This window comes from Roseateles noduli (assembly GCF_050626985.1).
GTDB classification, from domain to species: domain Bacteria; phylum Pseudomonadota; class Gammaproteobacteria; order Burkholderiales; family Burkholderiaceae_C; genus Roseateles; species Roseateles noduli_A.
On the sequence record NZ_CP192463.1, the window covers coordinates 3,691,094 to 3,712,996 of the forward strand.

The 21,903-nt window shown below is 68.4% G+C and carries 22 protein-coding genes and 1 tRNA gene; 13 read left to right on the forward strand and 10 right to left on the reverse strand.

What is annotated here, in order from left to right; all coding sequences use genetic code 11:
- The first annotated feature begins 34 nt into the window (after positions 1 to 34).
- The 5 genes from ACQ4L4_RS16070 to ACQ4L4_RS16090 all read left to right on the forward strand — a co-directional run bounded on the left by ACQ4L4_RS16070 (position 35) and on the right by ACQ4L4_RS16090 (position 5,433).
- The gene (locus ACQ4L4_RS16070) at positions 35 to 511 is read left to right on the forward strand and encodes a DUF4124 domain-containing protein (protein WP_431099940.1); all 477 of its coding nucleotides are present in this window, start codon (positions 35 to 37) and stop codon (positions 509 to 511) included.
- 324 nt (positions 512 to 835) lie between these two features.
- Entirely contained in the window at positions 836 to 1,120 is a 285-nt protein-coding gene (locus ACQ4L4_RS16075; protein WP_377160770.1) for an EF-hand domain-containing protein, read from the forward strand.
- Between the two features lie 489 nt (positions 1,121 to 1,609).
- The gene (locus ACQ4L4_RS16080) at positions 1,610 to 2,962 is read left to right on the forward strand and encodes an HlyD family secretion protein (protein WP_431099941.1); all 1,353 of its coding nucleotides are present in this window, start codon (positions 1,610 to 1,612) and stop codon (positions 2,960 to 2,962) included.
- Positions 2,959 to 5,118 (forward strand): peptidase domain-containing ABC transporter, encoded by a 2,160-nt coding sequence (locus ACQ4L4_RS16085; RefSeq protein ID WP_431099942.1) that lies wholly within the window; start codon positions 2,959 to 2,961, stop codon positions 5,116 to 5,118. The genes ACQ4L4_RS16080 and ACQ4L4_RS16085 overlap by 4 nt, the downstream gene beginning before the upstream one ends.
- Before the next feature lie 123 nt (positions 5,119 to 5,241).
- Positions 5,242 to 5,433 (forward strand): hypothetical protein, encoded by a 192-nt coding sequence (locus tag ACQ4L4_RS16090; RefSeq protein ID WP_431099943.1) that lies wholly within the window; start codon positions 5,242 to 5,244, stop codon positions 5,431 to 5,433.
- Positions 5,434 to 5,607: 174 nt separating this feature from the next.
- Here ACQ4L4_RS16090 and ACQ4L4_RS16095 read toward each other — a convergent pair whose 3' ends face one another.
- From ACQ4L4_RS16095 to ACQ4L4_RS16110, 4 genes are all read right to left on the reverse strand, one after another.
- Positions 5,608 to 6,399, reverse strand: a complete 792-nt coding sequence (locus tag ACQ4L4_RS16095) for a transporter substrate-binding domain-containing protein (protein ID WP_431099944.1) — start codon at positions 6,397 to 6,399, stop codon at positions 5,608 to 5,610.
- A gap of 101 nt (positions 6,400 to 6,500) precedes the next feature.
- Positions 6,501 to 7,202, reverse strand: coding sequence for a dienelactone hydrolase family protein (locus ACQ4L4_RS16100; protein WP_431099945.1), 702 nt, complete (start codon positions 7,200 to 7,202; stop codon positions 6,501 to 6,503).
- 47 nt (positions 7,203 to 7,249) lie between these two features.
- Entirely contained in the window at positions 7,250 to 8,344 is a 1,095-nt protein-coding gene (locus ACQ4L4_RS16105; protein ID WP_431099946.1) for a porin, read from the reverse strand.
- 19 nt (positions 8,345 to 8,363) lie between these two features.
- Positions 8,364 to 10,016, reverse strand: coding sequence for a CPBP family intramembrane glutamic endopeptidase (locus ACQ4L4_RS16110; protein WP_431099947.1), 1,653 nt, complete (start codon positions 10,014 to 10,016; stop codon positions 8,364 to 8,366).
- Positions 10,017 to 10,197: 181 nt separating this feature from the next.
- On the opposite strand from ACQ4L4_RS16110, the gene ACQ4L4_RS16115 reads away from it, so the two are divergent.
- The 3 genes from ACQ4L4_RS16115 to ACQ4L4_RS16125 all read left to right on the forward strand — a co-directional run bounded on the left by ACQ4L4_RS16115 (position 10,198) and on the right by ACQ4L4_RS16125 (position 12,359).
- On the forward strand, positions 10,198 to 10,401 hold the full coding sequence (locus ACQ4L4_RS16115; RefSeq protein WP_431099948.1) for a hypothetical protein: 204 nt from the start codon (positions 10,198 to 10,200) through the stop codon (positions 10,399 to 10,401).
- 120 nt (positions 10,402 to 10,521) lie between these two features.
- Positions 10,522 to 11,367, forward strand: coding sequence for a substrate-binding periplasmic protein (locus ACQ4L4_RS16120; protein WP_431099949.1), 846 nt, complete (start codon positions 10,522 to 10,524; stop codon positions 11,365 to 11,367).
- Between the two features lie 137 nt (positions 11,368 to 11,504).
- Positions 11,505 to 12,359, forward strand: a complete 855-nt coding sequence (locus tag ACQ4L4_RS16125) for a restriction endonuclease (protein WP_431099950.1) — start codon at positions 11,505 to 11,507, stop codon at positions 12,357 to 12,359.
- 10 nt (positions 12,360 to 12,369) lie between these two features.
- Here ACQ4L4_RS16125 and ACQ4L4_RS16130 read toward each other — a convergent pair whose 3' ends face one another.
- Positions 12,370 to 12,558 (reverse strand): DUF6795 domain-containing protein, encoded by a 189-nt coding sequence (locus tag ACQ4L4_RS16130; RefSeq protein ID WP_431104948.1) that lies wholly within the window; start codon positions 12,556 to 12,558, stop codon positions 12,370 to 12,372.
- Here ACQ4L4_RS16130 and ACQ4L4_RS16135 point away from each other — a divergent pair.
- Positions 12,539 to 13,051 (forward strand): DNA cytosine methyltransferase, encoded by a 513-nt coding sequence (locus ACQ4L4_RS16135; protein WP_431099951.1) that lies wholly within the window; start codon positions 12,539 to 12,541, stop codon positions 13,049 to 13,051. The genes ACQ4L4_RS16130 and ACQ4L4_RS16135 overlap by 20 nt on opposite strands.
- Before the next feature lie 122 nt (positions 13,052 to 13,173).
- Here the strand turns inward: ACQ4L4_RS16135 and ACQ4L4_RS16140 are convergent.
- Positions 13,174 to 13,250 (reverse strand) — tRNA-Ile (locus ACQ4L4_RS16140).
- A gap of 112 nt (positions 13,251 to 13,362) precedes the next feature.
- Positions 13,363 to 14,379 (reverse strand): heat-inducible transcriptional repressor HrcA, encoded by a 1,017-nt coding sequence (gene hrcA, locus ACQ4L4_RS16145; RefSeq protein WP_431099952.1) that lies wholly within the window; start codon positions 14,377 to 14,379, stop codon positions 13,363 to 13,365.
- A gap of 81 nt (positions 14,380 to 14,460) precedes the next feature.
- On the opposite strand from hrcA, the gene ACQ4L4_RS16150 reads away from it, so the two are divergent.
- From ACQ4L4_RS16150 to rapZ, 3 genes are read left to right on the forward strand one after another with little or no spacing between them, the layout of a single operon-like run.
- Complete coding sequence (locus tag ACQ4L4_RS16150) at positions 14,461 to 15,336, forward strand: NAD kinase (protein WP_431099953.1); 876 nt, start codon at positions 14,461 to 14,463, stop codon at positions 15,334 to 15,336.
- Positions 15,336 to 17,054, forward strand: a complete 1,719-nt coding sequence (gene recN / locus ACQ4L4_RS16155) for a DNA repair protein RecN (RefSeq protein ID WP_431099954.1) — start codon at positions 15,336 to 15,338, stop codon at positions 17,052 to 17,054. Before ACQ4L4_RS16150 ends, recN begins: the two co-directional genes overlap by 1 nt.
- Before the next feature lie 20 nt (positions 17,055 to 17,074).
- Positions 17,075 to 17,986, forward strand: a complete 912-nt coding sequence (gene rapZ / locus ACQ4L4_RS16160) for an RNase adapter RapZ (RefSeq protein ID WP_431104949.1) — start codon at positions 17,075 to 17,077, stop codon at positions 17,984 to 17,986.
- A 63-nt stretch (positions 17,987 to 18,049) separates the two neighbouring features.
- Here the strand turns inward: rapZ and ACQ4L4_RS16165 are convergent, their stop codons facing one another.
- Positions 18,050 to 18,397, reverse strand: a complete 348-nt coding sequence (locus ACQ4L4_RS16165) for a hypothetical protein (RefSeq protein ID WP_377160724.1) — start codon at positions 18,395 to 18,397, stop codon at positions 18,050 to 18,052.
- A gap of 264 nt (positions 18,398 to 18,661) precedes the next feature.
- Between ACQ4L4_RS16165 and ACQ4L4_RS16170 the strand changes: the two genes are divergently transcribed.
- The gene (locus tag ACQ4L4_RS16170) at positions 18,662 to 19,852 is read left to right on the forward strand and encodes a hypothetical protein (RefSeq protein ID WP_431099955.1); all 1,191 of its coding nucleotides are present in this window, start codon (positions 18,662 to 18,664) and stop codon (positions 19,850 to 19,852) included.
- 16 nt (positions 19,853 to 19,868) lie between these two features.
- Here the strand turns inward: ACQ4L4_RS16170 and mutY are convergent, their stop codons facing one another.
- Entirely contained in the window at positions 19,869 to 20,924 is a 1,056-nt protein-coding gene (mutY, locus tag ACQ4L4_RS16175; RefSeq protein WP_431099956.1) for an A/G-specific adenine glycosylase, read from the reverse strand.
- A gap of 98 nt (positions 20,925 to 21,022) precedes the next feature.
- Positions 21,023 to 21,874: a bifunctional DNA-formamidopyrimidine glycosylase/DNA-(apurinic or apyrimidinic site) lyase gene (mutM, locus tag ACQ4L4_RS16180; RefSeq protein WP_431099957.1), complete on the reverse strand. Its 852-nt coding sequence runs from the start codon at positions 21,872 to 21,874 to the stop codon at positions 21,023 to 21,025.
- Between the last annotated feature and the right edge of the window lie 29 nt (positions 21,875 to 21,903).

Sequence of the window (21,903 nt, forward strand, 5' to 3'; positions counted from 1 at the left end):
TTCCACAAGAACAAGCGATTCCAGGGAGGGCGCCATGGCATTTCAGGCGCGGAAGAACATGCAGCGGTCCGACTTCAAGGACTGCCTGAGGACAACGGCGATCGCGGCCGCGCTGACGTTGCCGGTCCTCGCCGCGCAGGCGCAGCAGGTCTACAAATGGGTCGACGCCAATGGGCGGGTGCAGTACTCGCAACAAAAGCCGACCGACGCCGCCACGCCCCACACCGAGGTCAAGCCGCCACCGCCGCCCCAGCCCGTACCGGCGCCGCCCCCCGTCGCTCCGTCGGCACTGGAGTCCCGGAAGAAGCAGCCGGCAGCCACTCCGGCACCGCGGCAGACCCCGTCCGTGCCGCCCTCGCTGTCGGAAGGCCTGAACCGGGAGACTGACGCCTATCGATGCGCGCTGGCCAAGGACATCTTGGCCGGCGCGGTCCGGCACTCGAATGGGGCCCGGACCGACGACCACGATCGCCAGGTCGCGCAGAGCGACATCCGCTTGTTCTGCAAGTGAGCGCCAGGCCGTGGGAACGGCCTCATGTCGCCAAAACGCGATTTCTGCGACACGTTCCAGCGATATGTCGTCGCCGACGACATGACATCGGACTCATGTCGTCAAAACGCGATTTCTGCGACATGAGCCTTTTCCCATGTCGTCGGAACTCGATTCTTGCGACACGTTCTGTCGACGTGTCGCTATCAGCGGCATGTCGTGTTGTTGCGCCCGACGACGCCAACGACACCCCCGGCTACACCCGTTGACGAAGCTTTACCGGCGGCGCATCAACGGCAGCGCATCCGGCGGCGAAGCTACGGACTCCACTTCAGCGGAGTTCACATGAAAGCAGTCCTGACCGCCATGGCCGGCGCCGTGATCGCGACCCTGGCCCTCACCGCCCTGCCCGCGCATGCGCAGAACGGCAAGGCCGCCCAGAAGCTCGAGGACCGGTTCGCCGCCGCGGACAAGGACCACGACGGCAAGCTCACCAAGGCCGAAGCCGAGGCCGGCATGCCGCGCCTGGCCAAGCACTTCGACGAGGTCGACACGCAGAAGTCCGGCGCCGTCACGCTCGACCAGGTCAAGCAGTACGCCGCCGCCCAGATGAAGGACCGCAAGAAGTAAGACCTCCGCCCGCACGCGCCGCACGCTCCAGGCAGCGCAGGGCGGACGACAGGCAACGACTGGCCCCTTTCGCGGCGCCCCGCCCTCCCCGGCGTGGGCGCCGCGCCACATCCGGGCCACAAATCCGTTGGCGGACATCGACCGCCCCTCCCCGATCGTGAGCAATCAGTTTGTGGGATCTGCGGGAGCCTCGCCCTCTTCCAGGGGAGTCCGGCCGGTCGACAACCACCCATCTGGATAGCCCGACGGCATCGACGTGTGGTGCATCCACACATCCGCGCCATATCCAGGTCGTCGAAAGTCCGGAAGCCTCGGCAAGAGCATGTCTCCGGGAGGAAATCAATCCTCTTTCGGAGCCCCCTCCCCGCCGACGATCCGACGGCGTGGAAGCGTCCAAGAATCCGACCTGTTGCCGCAGCCGCGGCGTCACGGGCGAACACACATCTCATGTTTCGGGCAGCGGTCAGGGAGGCACGGCAGGCCTCATGGATGGGGAGCATCCGCGTCGCGCAGCGGCCGGAGTCCGCGCTCGTCGCGGCGATCGCGGTGGTGTTGGCGCTGGCGTTGATCGGCTTCGCGCTGATCGGACAGGTGTCGCGCAAGGCGCGGGTGCCCGGGCTGCTGATGCCGGTCGGCGGACTGCTGCAGGTCGCCGCGCCCCTGGCGGGTCAGGTGGAGGAACTGCTCGTCGACGAAGGCGACGAGGTGCGACGCGGACAGGCGCTGGTGCGCGTGCGCAGCGAGCGCCTGGTCGACGGTGGCGACATGACCGCGCTCAACCTGCGCGCGGTCGAGGCGCGTCGGGAGAGTCTCGACACCGAGCGTCGACTGCAACGGCGTCAGGCGGAGGAGCATCGCGAGACGATCATCAGGCGACTGCGCAGCCTGCGCGTCGAGACGGCCCAGGCGAGCGAGGAACTGGACATGGTCCGCCAGCGCGTCGCGCTCGCGCAGCGGAGCCGCACACGCTACGCGGCGCTGGCGGCGAACGGCTACGTGTCCGAGATCCAGGCCCAGCAGAAGGACGAGGAACTGCTCGACCTCCGGGCGCGGGAGCGCGGCGCGCAACGGGCCATCGAGACGCTGTCGCGCGAAGCGCAGGCGCTGGAGGCGGAGCTCGCCTCGATCCCGACGGGCCTGGCCACCTCGTTGACGCAGCTCGACCGCGTCGTCGCGCAGCTGGAGCAGGAACGCGCCGAGCTGCAGGCCCGGGCCGGCGTCGCCGTCACCGCGCCGCGCGACGGACGGGTGAGCGCGCTGCCGCTCCACGCCGGGCAGGCGGTCCAGGCCGGTCAGACCCTGATCACCCTCGTTCCGACGCCAGATGCACTGAATACGTCGAACAGGTCGAACAGGTCGAATACATCGGGCACATCGGGCACATCGAATGCATCCAGCGCATCGGCCTCATCGACCAGCTCGCGCACATCGATCTCGTCGACCGCTGGCGCAGCGCCGCGCCTGCTCGCCCAGCTCTACGCGCCGAGCCGCACGGTCGGCTTCGTCCAACCCGGCCAACCGGTGTGGCTGCGCTACGCCGCCTATCCGTACCAGAAGTTCGGCATGGCCAGGGGCGAGGTGGCCCACGTGAGCCCGACCCCCATCGCGCCGCAGGACCTCCCCGCGGGCCAGGCGCAGGCGCTCGTCAGCGCGGCGCAGGCCAACGAGCCGCTCTACCGGATCGACGTGCGGCTGGACCGCGAAGACATCGCCGCCTACGGCCGCACGCTGCCCCTGCGGGCGGGCATGGCGCTGGACGCCGACGTGACGCTCGAACATCGCCGCATCTGGGAATGGGTGCTGGAACCGCTGCTCGCAACGGCCAAACGGGTCCAGCCTTGAACGTCCGCGCCCAGCCCCTCCTCCAGTCCGAGATCGCCGAATGCGGCCTGGCCTGCCTGGCCATGATCGCGACAGCGCACGGGACCGCCGTGACCCTGCACGAGCTGCGCCGCCGCTTCCCCGTCGCGCTCAAGGGCATGCAGTTGCGCGACCTGATCGACGCGGCGGCCGGCCTCGGCCTCGCGGCCCGGCCGCTGAAGCTGGACCTGGCGCTCCTGGGCAAGCTGACGATGCCCTGCATCCTGCACTGGGACCTGAGCCATTTCGTCGTGCTGACGAAGGTGCGCGGCCGGGTCGTCACCGTGCTCGATCCCGCCGTCGGCGAGCGGCGGCTGACGCTCGACGAGGTCTCCGCGCATTTCACCGGCGTCGCCGTCGAGCTCAGCCCCACGGCCTTGTTCCAGCCCGCCGCGCCCGCGCCGCGCGTGTCGCTGGGCGCGCTCACCGGCAAGGTGCTGGGGCTGCGCCGCTCGCTGACGCAGATCCTGCTGGTCGCGCTGGTGCTGGAGCTCTTCGCGATCGTCGCGCCGCTGTGCAACCAGCTCATCGTCGACGACGTGCTCAGCGCCGGCGACCGTGACCTGCTGAAGGTGCTCGTCATCGGCTTCGGCCTGCTGCTCCTCACGCAGACGGCGCTCGGCCTGGCGCGCTCGTGGATGCTGATCCTGCTCACGCAGACGCTGTCGCTGCAATGGCGCGGCAACGCCTTCGCGCACCTGCTCCGGCTGCCGGTCGGCTTCTTCGAGCGACGCCACCTCGGCGACATCACCTCGCGCTTCGGCGCCGTCGAGGCGATCCAGAAGACGCTGACCACCTCCGCGATCGAGGCCGTGCTCGACGGCCTGATGGCCGTGGCGGCGCTGGTGATGATGGCGCTGTACGCGTGGCAACTGGCGCTGGTGGTGCTCGGCTCCGTGGCGCTGTACGGACTGCTGCGCTGGGCCGCCTACCGGCCGCTGAAGGAGGCCTCGGCCGAGCGCCTCGTCGTCGCCGCGCGCGAGAGCACGCACTTCCTCGAGACGCTGCGCGCGATGACGCCGCTGAAGCTGTTCGGCCGCGAGCAGGAACGTCGCGCCCAGTGGCAGAACCTGATCGTCGAGGTCCAGAACCGCGACGTCCGCACCGCCAGACTGTCGATGGCGATGAGCGCGGCCAACACCTTCCTGTCCGGCGTGGAGAACCTGCTGGTGCTGTTCCTCGGCGCCGGCCTGATCCTCGACGGGCAGCAGGCCGGTGCCGTGACGATGACGGTGGGCATGCTGTTCGCGTTCCTCAGCTACCGGACGCAGTTCACCGGACGCGTGTCGGCGCTGATCGATTTCGTGGTCGAGTTCCGCATGCTCGGCCTGCATGCCGAGCGCCTGGCCGACATCGCGCTGGAACCGCCCGAGTCCGACGAGGCGCCGGTCAGCGACCTCGCGCACCTGGACGCGAGCCTGGAGCTGCGCGACGTCAGCTTCCGTTACGGCGAGCGCGAGCCGTGGATCCTGCGCCATGTGAGCCTGACCGTGCCGGCGGGCCAGAGCGTCGCGATCACCGGACCGAGCGGCGCGGGCAAGACGACGCTGCTGAAGCTGCTGCTGGGCCTGCTGGAGCCGGTCGAGGGCGAGGTGCGCTACGGCGGCATGCCGATGCGGCAGCTGGGTCTGAAGAACGTGCGCGCCCGGATCGGCACGGTCATGCAGGAGGACGTGCTGCTGACGGGTTCGCTGGCGGACAACATCGCCTTCTTCGACGCCCGGCCGGACCTCGAACGCGTGCGGGCCTGCGCGTTGATGGCGCAGATCGACGAGGACATCCGCGAGATGCCGATGGGATACCAGACGCTGGTCGGTGACCTCGGCAGCGGCCTGTCGGGCGGCCAGAAGCAGCGACTGCTGCTGGCGCGCGCGCTGTACCGCGGGCCGACGATCCTCGCATTGGACGAGGCGACGAGTCACCTGGACGTCGAGCGCGAGCGCGCGGTGGCGGCGAACCTCGCCGACCTGCCGCTGACGCGGCTGATGATCGCGCACCGGCCGGACACGATCGCCGGCGCGCAGCGCGTGGTGGTGCTGGAGCGCGGCGCGTTGCGGGAGGCCACGCCTCTCCCCCTTCCGGTGGCCCCCATCGCAGCCCTCTCGCGGGGGAGTTTCTTCCCGGGCTCGTCGACCTAGAGTTGATCGCACATCGACGACGGAACCGGCCTTCCAAGGCGACCTCGCCGATGCGTGTTCATCCGCGGCATGGGGCTGCGGATGAGTGGATCCTCATGACTGACATGACTTGAAAGGTCGATGATGTTTGAAGAGCTGACGACGCAGGAGATCGCGCTGGTGAGCGGCGGTGATAGCTGGGCCGGAACGCCCGAAGGCCGCGCACTGTGCCAGGCCACGGCGGAGTTCCTGACGGGCACGGCGAGCGGTGCGCAAGCGCAGGGAGACGTGGCGGGCGCGTACGCGCTGGCGAAGACGCAGAACAAGAGCCGCTGATCGTGGCCCTCGGGCCGGGACGTCTGCGAGAGGCTTGCAGACGTCCAAGAGAAAAGGGCCGGCGCGAGGCATCGCGTCGGCCCGCTGCGGTGATCCATCGATCACCGGCGGATCATGGGATCGATCCGCAAGTTCGATCGGCCATCCGGCGGCGATCCACCGGACGTTCCGCGATCACTTGTTCTCGATCGGCTTGCTGACGTCGCGCTCGAACCATTTGGTCGAGATCTTGGCGTAGGTGCCATCGGCCTGGAGGTCGGCGAGGGCCTTGTCGATGGCGGCCTGGAACTTCGGGCTGCCCTTGCGGAACGGGATCGCGTTGGTGGCGGGTTTGCCGATGGCGGCACCGGCCTTGATGGGCAGCTTGGTCTTGTCCTTGAGGTAAGGGATCAGCAGGCTGTCGTTGAGGGCGGCGTCGATGCGGCCGGTGGCGAGGTCCTGCAGGTACTCGGTGGCGCCGGGATAGGTGCGCACGTCGGTGCCTTCCCAGGACTTGGCCAGTTCGGCGAAGTTGCTGCCCTGGCCGACGCCGATCTTCTTGCCCTTGAGGTCCGCGGCGGTGTTGAGCGGGCGGGTCTCGTTGGCGCGGATGATCAGCTGGGGATACGAGGTGACGTAGGGGGCGCTGAATTCGAAGGTCTTGCGGCGCTCGTCGGTGGCGGCGACCTGGTTGACGATGACGTCGTACTTGCCGGCCTGCAGGCCGGCGAGGATGCCGCTCCACTCGGTGGTGGTGAATTCCGGCTTGACGCCGAGCTTGGCGGCGAGGGCCTTGGCGATGTCGACATCGAAGCCGTCGAGCTGGCCCTTGGCGTCCTTGAAGTTGAACGGCGGATAGGTGCCTTCGACGGCGACGCGCAGCGTGCCGCGCGACTTCACGTCGTCGAGCAGGTCGGCGGCCTGGGCCGCGATGGAGGCGCCGGCGAGCAGCGCGGCTGCGATCAGGGAAGTGCGGAGTGCTTTCATGGGGCCCCTCGTTGTTCGTAGGAAGGGCCGATGTTGCCACCAGTCGCCCACGTCAACGGGCATATGGATATGCCGTGGAAGACATGAGGGACAGGCGGCGGTCAGGCGCTGCCGAGGTGCTCGCGGAAGAACGCGATCGTGCGGTCGTTGGCGAGGGTGGCGGCCTCGGCCTCGTAGTGCTGACCGCCGCGGCGCGCGAAGGCATGCGATCGGCCGGGGTAGGTATGGATGGTGATGTTCGGATTGCCGGCGAGCGTGTCGCGGATCTGCTGCTGGGCCTCGGCGGACATGTACTCGTCGCTGCCGGCGAGGTGCATCAGCAGGGGCGTGGCGATGGTGCGGCCTTCCTCGACGTAGCGCTCGGTGGCGCCGCCGTAATAGGCGACGGACGCGTCCGTGCGCTCGCGGGCGGTGGTGAGGAAGGTCAGCAGGCCGCCGAGGCAGAAGCCGGTGATACCGACCTTGCCGTTGCAGCCGGGCAGGCCGCGCAGGTGCTGCATCGTGGCGGCGGCGTCCTCGACGCCGGTGTCGACGTTGAAGGCCTGGTAGAGCGCGAAGCCCTTCTTCCATTCCGCCTCGGAGCCGTCGGACATCTCGACGCCGGGTTCGAGGCGCCAGAACAGGTCGGGGCAGGCGGCGATGAAGCCCTGGTCCGCGAGCCAGTCGCAGGTCTCGCGCATGTCCTTGTTGATGCCGAAGATTTCCTGCATCACCGCGATGGCCGGCGCGGAAGACGCCTTCGGTCGGGCGAGGTAGGCGCCGAACGAGCCGGCGGGCGTCGTGATGGTGATGCGTTCACCCATGGCGGATCTCCTTGAACGGTTGGCGACGAAAAGTTGGCGACGGAAAGTCAGAACGCGTGCCGCATGCCCAGCGCGAACACCGTGGGCTTTTCCCCCACGCCGACGCCCAGCGGGTTGATCGCGAAGTCGTAGGCGGCGCGCGCCTGATTGTCGATGCGCGAGACATAGGCGTAGAAGCCGGTGCGTTTGGACAGCGTGTAGTCCGCGCCGAGCGTCCATTGCCGCGAGCCGGTGTCCTCGCCCGCCGAGATGAAGCCGATGCGCGTGCCGGCGGGGCCCTTGCCCTGGCCGGCGTGAGTGAAGCTGGCGCGCAGACTGGTTGCACCGATCTGCCAGGTGGCGGCGAGGAAGACGCTGTCGCGCGTCAAGGCGCCGAGCGGCGTCTCGTAGCGCAGGCGCTCGACCGCGGCGGCGAGGCGGCCGGGGCCGAAGCGATAGGCGGCGCCGAGCTTGGTGGCGGAGTCGGTGAGGTGCGGGCCTTGGTAGTCACGGTGCTGCTCGTGGGCGAGCGCGAGGTTCCAAGGGCCGTCGTCCCAGGTGATGGAGGCGGAGAGGAGCTGCGGGCGGGCGCCGTTGGGGCCGACCTCGCCGTCGTTGAAGGCGTAGGCGACGCGGCCTGTGAGGCCGTTCCACGCGGGGGTCCAGTACTGGACGATGTTCTGCTGCCGCCGGTCGAAGGACGCGGTGTTGCCCAGGTGGTTGGTGGTGGGCGCGGAGCCATTGGCCATCAGGGCCATGTAGCCGGCGGTGGTGGGATACCAGGGGTCGAGGGTGTTGGTGGACAGCAGGTACGGCGTGCCCCAGTGGCCGGCGAACAGCAGGCCGTACGGGGTCTGCAGCCCGACGCGGGTGTCGCGGTTGGCGAGGGACGGCCCGACGCCGGTATCGAGGGCGAGCGAGCCCTCGATCTGGAACAGCGCCTGGACGCCATCGCCCAGGTCCTCGACGCCGCGGAAGCCGATGACGGAGCGGTTGTTGGACTCGCGGTTGACGGCGCGGTCGCGGGGGGCATGGCTGGCGTCGGCGTGCTCGAGCGACACGTTGAGCCGGCCATAGACCGTGACGGTGGATTGGGCGTGGGCGGCGGTCGCGGCGAGCGCGAGACCGCCGAGCATGAGCGATGGGAAGGAGCGGTACTGCATCGGAGCGGGCGAGGTGGCGTCACGCCGATGTTGGCGTGATGCCGCAGATCGCGGCTCTCTCGTTCGGGGGAGAAACAAGCCGCCGTGCGTTCGCCTCGGCTGACATGCGCCACCACCATTCGAACGCCACAGCGAGCGCCAGCACCAGCGCGCCAATGAGCGGTGCCGCGCCAGCGAGGACGTCCGACGGGATGAACAGCGCGAGCGTGAACTTGGTGCTATTGATCAGCGAGAGGGCGATGTTGAGCGTCAGGTGCAGGGCGGTCGTGCAAACGATGGATCTTGTCCGCATGAAAACGACCGCGAAGAGCAAGCCCCCCGGCAGGACAAACACAGCGCTTTCCGGCGGATGGAAGGCGGCGAAATGGAGCGCGCTGGCCACCACGCCGGCCCACTCGCTGCGGAAGAGCCGACTCAACAGAGGTTGGACGAGCGCTCGGTGGACCACCTCTTCCTGTAGCGCAGCGACGAACAGCGGCAGCACGGCCCCAAGCCAGAAGTGCGGACTGGTGGTGAATGGGCTGAGAGGAGCAAAGAAGCCTGCGCGGAACGCGTCGGGTACCGCAATGCTCGCGGCCAGGAACGGCACGGCTGCGGCCACGACCACCAGGCCGAAGGTCGCTTTCGGACGGACCGCCAAGAGTTCGCGCAGCCTGGGTCCCTTGCCCAGCGCCGCAAGTGCGATGACCGGCACGGCGGCCTGGATTAACAAGTCCATGCGCGTCACCAGCCCTCGAGTCATCCATTCGTTGATATCGATGACGGATCGCCACGCGGGTGCGAGCAGCCTGCCGGTGAGCTTGAAAAGCACGTATGCAAAGAACATCAGCGCCAGGCTCTTCGCGCTTGCCTGGGTCAACTGAAGCAGGCGGGGCGATCGCCGATACCGGAGTTCGACGCCGACCGCGAGCAGCAGAAGACTCAGGACCACGAGCGCCTTGGTGCCCACGAACTCGCTGGGTGTCAGAAAGCTGGCAACCATGAAGGTGCCGCCTTGCAGGATGCCCAGCGACAGATCGAGGGCGACACGAATCGCCGTGGTGCAGAGCAATGACCGGGTGTGCATGAACACGATGCCCAGAAGCACGGCGGAGCAAAGGGTCTCGACGCGATGGCCGTGCTGATCCATCACCAGCAGGATGACCGTGAAGCCCAGGCCGATCCACCTGTTGCCGGACATGCGGGTGAGCGCGGACTGCAGGATCGCGCGATTCCAGATTTCCTGCTGGAACGCGCCGAGCAAAAGCGCCAGTACGGAAATTGACCAACTCGGGAAATGAGTGACCGGATTGACCGGGCGGAATGCCGAATGAATGGCTTCGGGGTTCACCACGAATGTCATGACGGCAACCAGCACCAGCGTCGCGGCGACCAGCGTGAGGCTAAGTGGAATCTGCGGACGCAACAACTGGCACCACTTGGGGCTTGCATCCCAATGCACGAATACCGCCAGCAGCGCGAGGCCGGAGAGGGTCAATTCGATATTGAGGAAGAGCCGGAATTCCCCGCGGTATCCAAAGTCAAAGATCGACCACAGGTGCGGCCCCTCAATGAACTCGGGCCAGTTCCTGAGCGCCACCGCCACGATGAGGAAGGGCACCCACCGTGCGATGCACAGCAGCTTTCGGAAGACCGACGTTTGATGGAAAAGTCGCGCGGAAAGTTCAGACATGACTCAGAGCAGAAGCCATTGGAGCGCTGCATCCTAGGCATGCAAATGGCCTGCAGATATGCGCAGCTTTGTGTCAGCGCTTATGAGGAATATTCGAGCGGGCCATCAACCGGTAACTTTCGCGTCGTGGATCTTTCGCTTCCACTCGCACCGAGCGACTCTCGGAGATTCGAAAGCAAATATGCAAGTCTTGACTGAACAAGAAATCGACATGGTGTCCGGCGGTGACAGCTGGGCCGGCACGCCCGAAGGCCGCGAACCGGTCCCGATGCAGAGCTATATCGAATGCGTGAGAGATCAGTCCGGCTGGTCAGGCGTCGGGGAGAATTCCGCCATGATTTCCTGTGGCGTCCGAAAGATCCTCGAGATGTTCTCGACCGACTGAGGCATTCCGTCGCACGGGGCGCTTCGGCGCCCTTTTTCTTGCCGCTCGCGCTCCCCCAACGCTTCCTTCACCAAGCCTTCAACCATCGCGGCTAGTCTCCCCACCGAACCGGACACACTGGTGCGGAAGAGAGCGATCGTGGGCATGCAGCGCGTCGAGGGCGTGAGCGTCGGGGAGGATCCGCAGTTGGCGGAGGGAGTGCCCGCCCTCGCGCGGGGGATGGGCGTGCGCCGCCGCGCGGTGGCGCTGGCGCCGCTGCTCGCGCTGGTCGCTGGCGGGAAGGCGGCGGGTGCGCCCGTGATGCCCGTGATGCCGGTCGTGCCGCTCGCGCTGCCGGAGGGGATCAACATCGCGCGGATCAAGCCGGTGCTCGAGCTCATCGGCCGGAGCGCGGAGCTGGCGTGGGACTGCCAGCTGGTGCCGGTGCCGCGCATGCTGGCGATGGTGGAGAACGGCTGGACGATGGGGTTCGGGGCCGGGAGGTCGTCGAACCTGTCGTCGCGGCTGCTGTTCTCGGAGGACGTCTTCGTCAGCGGGGTGTGGCCGATCGCGCGGAGCGAGGTGGATCGGGAACTGCGCGCGGTGGAGGACCTCAAGGGCCTGCGGGTGTGCGTGGTGCGGGGGCTCGACTACGGCCGCGCGCTGGAGGCGGCGAAGGGGCCGATCTACGCGGCGGAGTACGTGTCCGGGGATTTCCGGACGAGGGTCCGGCAGCTCATGGCCGGCCGGTGCGACGTGCTGCTGGCGAATCACTTCAACACGGATGTGCGCGCGCTGAGGCAGCGCATCGCCGACTCGGGCGGCAACCTGGAGCGGCTGAAGGTCGGCCCGTCGCCGCTGGGGACGCTGGGCGAGCGCTTCGTGACGGCGCGGGGGAGCAGCCTGGCGGCGCTGATCCCGGTGCTGGATCAGGCGGTGAGGAGCAATCGGCGCGAGATCGGGCAGTTGCTGAGAGCGGAGGACTGAGCGCTCCGCCTCCTCTTTCAAACGGGCTCTGCGACGCCTGAACGCGGCTCCGACATTCGGCACTCACGGCGAAGCCCGATGCTTCGCGGACACAGCGGCAGCGATACTCGACGGACGTTTTCAGGGAGAGAGCCGAAATGGCCAGAAGGAAAAAGGGATCCTCGGTCGAGGTCCTGCTGGATCTGTTCGCGTTGATGCCGTGGTGGGCGTGTGTTGCGCTCGCGGCGGTCGCGTACCTCGCCTTGCATGCCTGGGCTGCTCAGCCGGCGCCGGCGCCGACGCCTGCAGGAGGGATCGAGCAGCTCCCTGCCGTCATGGTGGGCGCGATGATCATGCAATTCGTTGTCATCGGGCAGTACGTCTTGCCCGTGCTTCTGCTGGCGGCGGCGGTGATGTCGGCCTTTCGGAGGCGGACGAGAAAGCAGCTCCTGGAGCAGTCCGCCCAAGGCCAGGACGCCGACGCCATCCACGGCATGACCTGGCACCAGTTCGAGCTGCTGATCGGCGAGGCGTTCCGGCAGAAGGGGTTCACCGTGGTCGAGATCGGCGGCAGCGGCCCGGATGGCGGCGTCGACCTCGTGCTGCGCAAGCCGTCGACGAATGGGAACGAGACCTACCTCGTCCAGTGCAAGCACTGGAAGGCCTACAAGGTCGGCGTCAGCGTGGTGCGGGAGCTCTACGGGGTGATGGCGGCGCGCGGCGCGGCCGGTGGGTTCGTGGTGACGTCCGGGGCGTTCACCAAAGAGGCGACCGCGTTTGCCGAGGGCCGGCACATGCGGCTCATCGACGGGCCGAAGTTGAAGGCGCTGTTGGCGACCGTTCCCGCGCCGCAACCCACACCGCAGCAAGCGGCAGCGGACGTCACGATGGTGGTCTGCCCGGCTTGCTCGAATCCGATGGTGCTGCGCACGGCCAAGCGCGGTCCGAATGCGGGGCAGGCGTTCTACGGATGTTCGACGTATCCGGTGTGCAAGTGGACGAGGCCGGCGTGAGCCATAGCCATCACTTCTGCACGGTGCAGATCCCGTAGCTGCCGATCTCCGGGCGACCGACCGGTTCGTCCTTGAGGTCACACACGAGACGCAGCGGCTTGCCGCCGAGTTCGCCCATGTCCTCATAGTTGTGCTTGCTATGGAACCATCCGCGGAAGGTCTTGCCCTTGTAGACGAAGGTGGCCCAGCCGATCTGCAGGCATCATGTTGTCCTTGCGGCCAAAGGAACTGACGACCTATTGCACTATTCGGAGCCGCGCACGCTGACGGTTCGCGAGAACGCACGATTGCAAACCTTTCCCGACTGGTACTCATTCCAAGGCAAGTACACCACTGGCGGGCATCTCCGGAAGCAAGAGGTGCCGCGATTCACGCAAGTGGCCAACGCGGTCGAGCAGGAACTGATCTGCCTTGTCGCCAGTTCTGTGTGTAGAACGAGAGAGACGAGGGTGCGTGTTGGTCAGTCCGATTGGCAAGACCCGGGAGAGTGCCCCATTCACCCCACGTTGCAGAATGAAGTGATAGAGCTGCTCCTCCTCTTTCAAGGCTGGTCGATGGGGGAGGAGTTCGCGGCAAAAGGCGTAGTCCAATGCGCGCAAGGTTTCAAATGTGAGAGCTTCCGAAGGGATCTCGTAGCCGCTCATGCGGGTACGCTGATCCTCAATTGCATCTCTCAGCAACTGCTCAGCTAACTGTGTCAAGGTCGGCACTCCATTGACGTTTAAGCTTGCCAACTGCCGCGCTGCGCTGTCCTTTCCCCAAGACCTTGGGGCGAGGAATAAGACGAAGATCTCCGATTCGCAGACACAACTGCTGGTAGGCCGTACAGGACTTGAACCTGTGACCAAAGGATTATGAGTCCTCTGCTCTAACCAACTGAGCTAACGGCCCCCGGGGGTAATCGCATATACGAACCCTGGCGGGTTCGTTGGTTCCGGCGTTGCACCGGAGCGGCGGATTGTAAGCATGCTTGGGGGCCGGCCTGACGAGCCGCGAAGCGCGGCTACTTCTGCGACAACGCGTTGCTCACCATCCTCGACGTGATGTCGACGATCTCGATCATGCGGTCGTAGGCCATGCGCGTCGGGCCGATGACGCCGAGCGTGCCCACCACCTCGCCATCCACCTCGTACGGCGCGGAGACGATCGACAGCTCTTCAACAGGCACGACCTGGCTCTCCCCGCCGATGTAGATCCGCACGCCTTCCGCGCGCTCCGACACATCCAGCAGCCGCATCAGCTGCGTCTTCTGCTCGAACATGTCGAACATCCGCCGCAGGCTCCCCATGTCGTGGCTGAAGTCCTGCACCGTCAGCAGGTTCCTCTCCCCCGAGATGATCATCGGCTCGTGCTCCGTCACCCCCTGCTGCCCGACGTCCACCGCCGCGCTCATCAGCTTGGCGATCTCCCCGCGCAGTTGGTCCACCTCGGACCTCAGGCGGTCCCGCACCACGTCCAGGCTCAGCCCCGCGTAGTGCGCGTTCAGCCGGTTGCTCGCCTCCGTCAGGTCCGACTGGGTCAGGTCTTGCGCCGTGAACACCAGCCGGTTCTGCACATCCCCGTCCGGCGACACCATGATCACCAGCACCCGTCGATCCCCCAGACGCAGGAACTCGATGTGGTGGAACACCGCCGTCTTCCGCGGCGACGTCACCACCCCCACGAAACTCGACAGGCTGCTCAGCAGATGCGCCGCGCTCGCGATCACCTTTTGCGGTTGGTCAGGCAACAACTGGCTCTCGAACGACCCCACCCCCTCGCGCGGCATGCCCGGCTTGGCCGTCAGCAAGGTGTCCACGAACAGCCGGTACCCCCGCGCCGTCGGAATCCGCCCCGCGCTGGTGTGCGGGCTCGCGATCAGCCCCAGCTCCTCCAGGTCCGCCATCACGTTGCGGATCGTCGCCGGGCTCAGCTCCAGCCCCGACGCCTTCGACAAGGTGCGCGACCCCACCGGCGAACCGTCGGCGATGTACCGCTCCACCAGAGCCTTCAGCAGTGTCTTCGCGCGATCGTCGAGCATGTTTTTCATTCTAAAGAAGCCGGCGGCGCCACCCCCCGCATACCCCCGGTCCCAGCAGTTCGCTGTGGTGTAATTCCCGCCATGTCCAAGCGCTTCCGCCATGTGGCCATCGTCGGAAAACCCCAGTCGCGGGGCATCCGGCCCATCCTGGAAGAGATTGCCGATTTTGTCGCCTCCCAGGGATTGGATGTTTCCCTCGAACAGGCCACCGCCGACAGCACCGGCATCACCGCCCTCCCCGGCCTGTCCCACGCCGAACTGGGCACCCAGTGCGACCTGGCCATCGTCGTCGGCGGCGACGGCACCATGCTCGGCTTCGCCCGCCAGGTCGCCCGCTACAACCTCCCCCTCGTCGGCATCAACCAGGGACGCCTCGGCTTCATCACCGACATCTCCGCCGACCAGTTCAAGGAATCCCTCGCCCCCATCCTCGCCGGCGACTTCGAGATCGAGCACCGCTCCCTCCTCGAAGGCGCCGTGATCCGCGACGGCGAACAGATCTTCTCCGGCGTCGCCCTCAACGATGTCGTCGTCTCCCGCGGCGCCACCGCCGCCATGGTCGAACTGCGCGTGGACGTCGGCGACGAGTTCGTCGCCAACATGCGCGCCGACGGCGTCATCGTCGGCACCCCCACCGGCTCCACCGCCTACGCCCTCTCCGCCGGCGGACCCATCCTCCACCCCGGCATCGCCGGCTGGGTCCTCCTGCCCATCGCCTCCCACGCCCTCTCCAACCGCCCCATCGTGCTGCCCGACAACGGCGAGGTCCGCCTCACCATCGTCGCCGGCCGCGACGCGTCGGTGAACTTCGACATGCAATCCCTCGCCTCCCTGCTCCACGGCGACTGCATCACCGTGCGCCGCTCCCAGCACCGCGCCCCCTTCCTCCACCCCCGCGGCTGGTCCTACTACGCCACCCTGCGCCGCAAACTCCGCTGGAACGAAGGCACCACCTGATGCTGCGCCGCCTCGCCCTCAAGGACTTCGTGATCGTCCCGGCGCTCGAACTCGACTTCGCCGCCGGCTTCTCCGCCCTCACCGGTGAAACCGGCGCCGGCAAGTCCATCCTCATCGACGCCCTCCAACTGGCCCTCGGCTCCCGCGGCGACGCCGCCGTCGTCCGCGAAGGCGCCACCCGCGCCGAAATCTCCGCCGAGTTCGACCGCCCCGCCGTCCTCGCCCCCTGGCTCGAGGAAGCCGGCTTCGACTCCGCCGTCGACGGCGCCGATGACACGCTGCTCCTGCGCCGCGTGATCGACGCCCAAGGCAAGAGCCGCGCATGGATCAACGGCGGCACCGCCACCGTCGCCCAGCTGCGCGAACTCGCCGAACACCTGCTCGACATCCACGGCCAGCACGCCTGGCAAGGCCTGACCCGCCCCGTGAGCGTGCGCGAGCTGCTGGACAGCTTCGCCCAGATCGAGACCAGGCCGATGGCCGCCGCCTTCACCGAGTGGCGCCAGGCCACCGAGGCGCTGTCCGCCGCGCAGTCGAAACAGGCCGACCTCGCCCGCGAGCACGAGCGCCTGAGCTGGCAGATCGGCGAGCTCGGCCGCCTCGCGCCCGGCGCGGACGAGTGGGACGAGCTGAACGCGGAACACCAGCGCCTGTCGCATGCGCAGTCGCTGATGGACGCCGCCCGCGGCGCGCTCGAACGCATCGCCGAGGCCGAGATCAACGCCGAGTCGCTGACCGACGAGGCGCTCTCCGCGCTGCAGGACGTGCTCGTCTACGACGCTGGCCTGCAGGACACCGTCAGCGCGCTGCTCGGCGCGCAGGCGCAACTGCAGGATGCCGCGCACAGCCTCAGTTCCTACCTGAACGCCGCCGACCTCGACCCCGACCGGCTGCAGCAGCTCGACGAGCGCGTGTCCGCCTGGGTCACGCTCGCGCGGCGCTACCGCCGTCAGCCGGCCGACCTGGCCGCGCTGCTCGACGAATGGAAGGCTGAGCTCGCACAGCTCGACGCCGCCACCGACCTCGACGCGCTGCAGGCCAAGCAGGCCGCCGCGTTGAAGCGGTATCAGAAGGAAGCCAGGACCGTCAGCACCGCGCGCGCCAAGGCGGCGCCGACGCTGTCCGACGCCGTCTCGCAGGCGATGCAGCAGCTGGGCATGTCCGGCGGCCGCTTCGAGGTCGCGCTGCTGCCGCAGGACGAGCCGCAGAGCTTCGGGCTGGAGTCCGCCGAGTTCCTCGTCGCCGGCCACGCCGGCAGCACGCCGCGCCCGCTGGCCAAGGTCGCCTCCGGCGGCGAGCTGTCGCGCATCGCGCTGGCCATCGCCGTCACGACCAGCCAGCAGAACAGCGGCGCCGGCACGTTGATCTTCGATGAGATCGACGCCGGCGTCGGCGGCGCCGTCGCGGAGACCGTCGGCCGGCTGATGAAGCAGCTCGGCCAGCGCGCGCAGGTCCTGGCCGTCACGCATCTGCCGCAGGTCGCCGCCTGCGCGGATCACCACTTCCTTGTCGCCAAGGCGCTCAAGGACGGCAAGACCAACTCCGACGTCCGACCCATCGCCGGCGAGGCCCGCACCGCCGAGATCGCCCGCATGCTCGGCGGCGAACGGCTGTCGTCGACCTCGCTCGCGCATGCGCAGGAAATGCTGGAGCTGTCCGCCAAGGGCAGCCCCGCCGATCAGGCCGGCAAGTCCCCCAACAGAAAGGTGAAGCCGTGAGCGCGCCCCATACCGCTCCGGTGCCCCCGGCCCTCGCCACCCCCACCGACACCTCGCCCCGCGGCGAGGTCGTGCTCGTCACCGGCATGTCCGGCGGCGGCAAGTCGATCGCGATGCACGCGCTCGAGGATGCCGGCTTCTTCTGCGTCGACAACCTGCCGCCCGAGCTGCTGCCGCAGTTCCTCGACCTGGAACGCCAGCGCGGCTGGCGCCGTGTCGCGATCGCGGTGGACGTGCGCAGCGCCGGCTCGCTGCCGCAGCTGCTGCTGCACATCAAGGAAATGCGCCAGGAAGGCGTCTCGCTGCGCGCGATCTTCCTGGACGCCGACGACGACACGCTGCTGCGCCGGTTCTCGGAGACGCGTCGCCCACACCCGCTGCGCGCCCGTCACGACCTGCGCGACGACGGCGACACGCACCGCGCGCTGCAGGACGCGATCGCGCTCGAGCGCGAGCTGCTGACGCCGCTGCGCATGGAGTCCACCGTCATCGACAGCAGCCAGCTCCGCCCCGCGCAGCTGCGCGGCTGGCTGCGCGACCTGGTGCATGTGAGCGGCTCCTCGCTGACGCTGGTGTTCGAATCCTTCGCGTTCAAGCACGGCGTGCCCAGCGACGCGGACTTCGTCTTCGACGTCCGCGTGCTGCCCAACCCGTATTACGACCGCGAACTGCGTCCGCTCACCGGCCGCGACGAACCGGTCGCGGCCTACCTGGAGAGCCAGCCCGAGGTCCGGCTGATGCTCAGCCAGATCGGCGCCTTCATCGCGCAGTGGCTGCCGAACTTCGCGCAGGACCAGCGCAGCTACCTGACCGTCGCCATCGGCTGCACCGGCGGGCAGCACCGCTCGGTCTACCTCGTCGAGACGCTGGCCAAGCAGTTCGCCTTCCACGGGCAGGTGTTGAAGCGGCATCGGGAACTCGACGCGCGCTGAGCCGACGCGGGCTTGCGCGCGCGGCAGGCGCGGCAAGCGCGGACGGGGTCGCCCCCGCGGCGTTCAGCTTTGCTCGACCGCCTGGTGCTCGATCTCCTGCACCTGGTTGAACAGCAGGATGCCCAGCACGACCGACGCGAAGGGCATCAGCACCAGCATCAGGATCATCCAGAGCACCACGCCGCGCTCCGCGCGCTTGACCGCGATGCCCATGTACGCGAAGTGCGCGCACAAGCCCGCGAAGAGCCCCATGCCGAGCATGGTCAGCTTGGCCGGATCGCCCTCGCCGGCCACCTGGGTCTCGCTGATCAGGAACCACAGGCACACGCCGCTGGCGAGCAGCGCGATGAAGGCCGATTCCAATGCGCTCTTGATGGCCGCGGCCCGGCCCGGCTTGACGTCGTTCGACATGGTGTCCCTGGATGCGGTGGAAGCGGATGCGGAGCCGCCCTGGCCCCCCGTCCGTGATCCGCGCGAGCATAACGGAGCAGCGCCCGCCGGCAACGCGCGGAACCCCGGAGGCGCCCGCGGCCACCGAGCCGGAGACGCCTGACCACCGGCGTCTGCGCGGGCACCGGCCGGACGTCGCGCGACAGCGGCAGGTGCCACCCGGGAACCTGATCGGTTATCAGACGACTGACTCTCCTTGCACGCAATGTCCGCAGGAAGATCAGCATGACGACCATTTCCGAACGCCCCGGCGCTGGCACCCGCCTCGACACCGACCATGCCATCGACGAAGCGCTGGCGGCGCTCGACATCGAGACGAACTTCAGCCCGAAGAACAATCCCGGCATCGAGGACAGGGTGAAGAAGCGGGCGGTGTGGCTCAACACGGTCGCGCGACAGTGGCCGGGCGCGGACAACTCGCTGCGCGCGCAAACGCAGACGCTGTCGCGGCGGGCGAACGAGTTCCTTGGCAATTCCCCGGCGAGCGCCACCCAGTTGTACGAGCTCGACTGCGACATCAACCAGTTGCCGCAAGGACTGCATCACGTCGCCGCCCACCTCGACGCCTTCGCGTACGACCAGCGGGAACTCTCCCGGCTGGGCACGGCGCTGGATCGCATCGCCGGGGGCGGCCACCGGTATGGCATTTCCGAACCCGACTTCGCCAGGATTCGCGCGACCGCCCAGCGCATTGCGTCGGCGATCGATGCAGGTCGCAGCGACCTCATGGCCGGCCGCATGCGAGACCTGCACGACGACGTGACGAAGATCAAGGGGCAGACCGCCAGTCTGCGCGGCCTCCTCGAACGCAAGAAGGTCATCCACCCGGACGACGCACTCCCCGAGACGCCGCATCCCGAACCGATCCCGAGCGCCGCACGGCGCACGGTCTCCCCCGCCACGCTGCTGCGCGGCGCACTGTCGCGTGTGGCCCATACCGCGCAGTCGGCGCGGAACGCCTTGGTCCAGCACCTGTCGCCGCAGCGGATGAAAGAAGCGAAGCTCGCCGAGATGGCGCGGCGCAAGGAAGCCCAGGCGCCGCTGCGCGAGGAGCTGTCGCTGCTGGACGATGACCTCTCGGGGGCGGAGTTCCGCGTGAGCATCTTCGGTTTCAAGCCCGGCGTGCCCGATCCGCAGTCAGTGGCGCAGTGGGAGGACCGCACGGCGTGGGTCAGTCGCACCCTGAACCCGATCCTGAAGGCAGCGCGACGGACCCAGGCGGCCGGGTTGCGCGCCCTGGCCAGGAGCAGCAAGCCCGAGGCCGTCGCCCAACAGGCGATCGTCAAGCTCCGCGCGCAACTGACGGCATTCAATGCCGCCCTCGACGAGCGCGGCGAAGACATGCGGAACTTCAAGTTCCAGCAGCGCCCCTGGCCGCCCGTCGCCGGTCCGGACCGCGAGGGACGCGCCGCTTGAGTCCCGCGGCGCTGCCCTAGTCCAGCAGCTTCTTCAGCGGCGCCGGCAGCGCGTACTCCGCCAGCCGCTCGCGCGCGACCCACACGCCGTCGCCGGCGGGCCGCGTCTCGCGCGTGAGCAGCGCGCGGCGCGGGTGCAGCAGCCAGTCGAAGTGCGTCAGCACATGCTTCACCCGCGGCAGCGTCTCCGGCGCTGCGACGCCCAGCGCCGCGCTCTGCGCCGTCAGCGCCGCCTCGTCATCGAACAGGGGCAGCGTCCACAGGCCGCCCCAGACGCCTTCGGCCGGCCGCTGCTGCAGCCAGATGCGGCCCTCGTGCTCGACCCACAGCCACCAGTTCTCCCGCTGGCCGCGCTTGAGCTTCTTCGTCTTGATCGGATATCTCGTCGGATCGCCCTCCGCCAGCCCCGCGCACAGCGAGGCCACCGGGCACAGCAGGCATTGCGGGCTGCGCGTCGAACACAGGCTCGCGCCCAGGTCCATCATCCCTTGCGTGTAGGCCGGCATGTCCGCGGGCGACGCCGGCAGCAGCGCCTCCGCCTGGCGCCACAGCCGCTTCTCCTGCGCCGCCGAGGCCAGGTCGCCGTCGAAGGCCAGCAGACGGCCGAGCACGCGCTTCACGTTGCCGTCCAGGATGGCGACCCGCTCGTCGAAGCAGAACGACGAGATCGCTGACGCCGTCGACCGGCCGATGCCGGGCAACTCCGCCAGCACCGCCGCGCTGCGCGGGAACGCGCCGCCATGCAGCGCCACCACCGCCTGCGCGCACTTGTGCAGGTTGCGCGCGCGGCTGTAGTAGCCCAGTCCGGCCCAGGCGGCCATCACCTCGTCGTTGGGCGCGGCGGCCAGCGCGGCCACGTCGGGGAAGCGCTCCAGGAAGCGCCGGTAGTAGCCCAGCACCGTCGTCACCTGCGTCTGCTGCAGCATGATCTCCGACAGCCACACGCGGTATGGATCGCGCGTGTTCTGCCAGGGCAGGTCATGGCGGCCGTCGCGGCGCTGCCAGGCCAGCAGCCGCGGCGCGAAATCGCCGCGCACCGCCTCGACGCGGTCGTCCAGTTCGTCGTCGGTCATCGGAGGAGTCGGCGCAGAGATCGGCGCAGAGGATGCCGGCAAGGAGGGCGCGGGGGTCAGGTCTCTCAAGGCTGGCGGCTCGGCTCGCGGTTTGGCGCTCATCGTTTCTGGCAGCCCGGGCAGAAGAAGGTCGACCGCTGCCCCTGCACGATGCGCCGGATCTTGGTGCCGCACACGCGGCAGGGCTCGCCCTCGCGTCCGTAGACCCGCGCCTGCATCTGGAAGCTGCCCGCCACGCCGTGCGCGTCCTTGAAGTCGCGCAGCGTGCTGCCGCCGGCTTCGAGCGCCTCGCCGAGCACTTGCCGCAGCGCGCCCGCCAGCTTCTCCGCGCGCGGCTTGCTGAGCTTGCCCGCCGGCGCGCGCGGGTCGACGCCGGCCATGAACAGCGCCTCGCACGCATAGATGTTGCCCGCGCCGACGACCACGTCGCCGGCCAGGATCGCCTGCTTCACCGCGACGCGCCGGCCGCGGAAGCCTGCATGCAGATAGGGGCCGTGGAATTCGATGTCGAAGGGCTCCAGCCCGATGCGGGACAGCAGCTTCGCGGCCGGTTCCACGTCCAGCCCGTCCGACCACACGACGGCGCCGAAACGCCGCGGATCGGTCAGCCGCAGCACGCCGCGGTCGGTGACCAGCTCGAAATGATCGTGCGGCCCCGCCGGGGGCGGCTGCTCGCGGAACGCCAGCGAGCCCGACATCCCCAGATGCATCAGCAGCCCGCCGCCGTCCTCCTCCGGATGGCCCGGCTGCTCGGCGGTCGGCACCAGCGGCAGCCACAGGTACTTGCCGCGCCGCGTCGTCTCGCCGACGCGTCGTCCGACCAGCCGTTCGGCCGCGACGCCGAGCGGCCAGCGCAGCGGTTTTCCCAGCCGGACATCCAGCACGCGCGCCCCGGCGATGGCCGGCGCAAAACTTCGTCGTGTAACTTCAACTTCCGGTAACTCGGGCATCCCGGGATCATAGGCGCGACCTGGTTCCG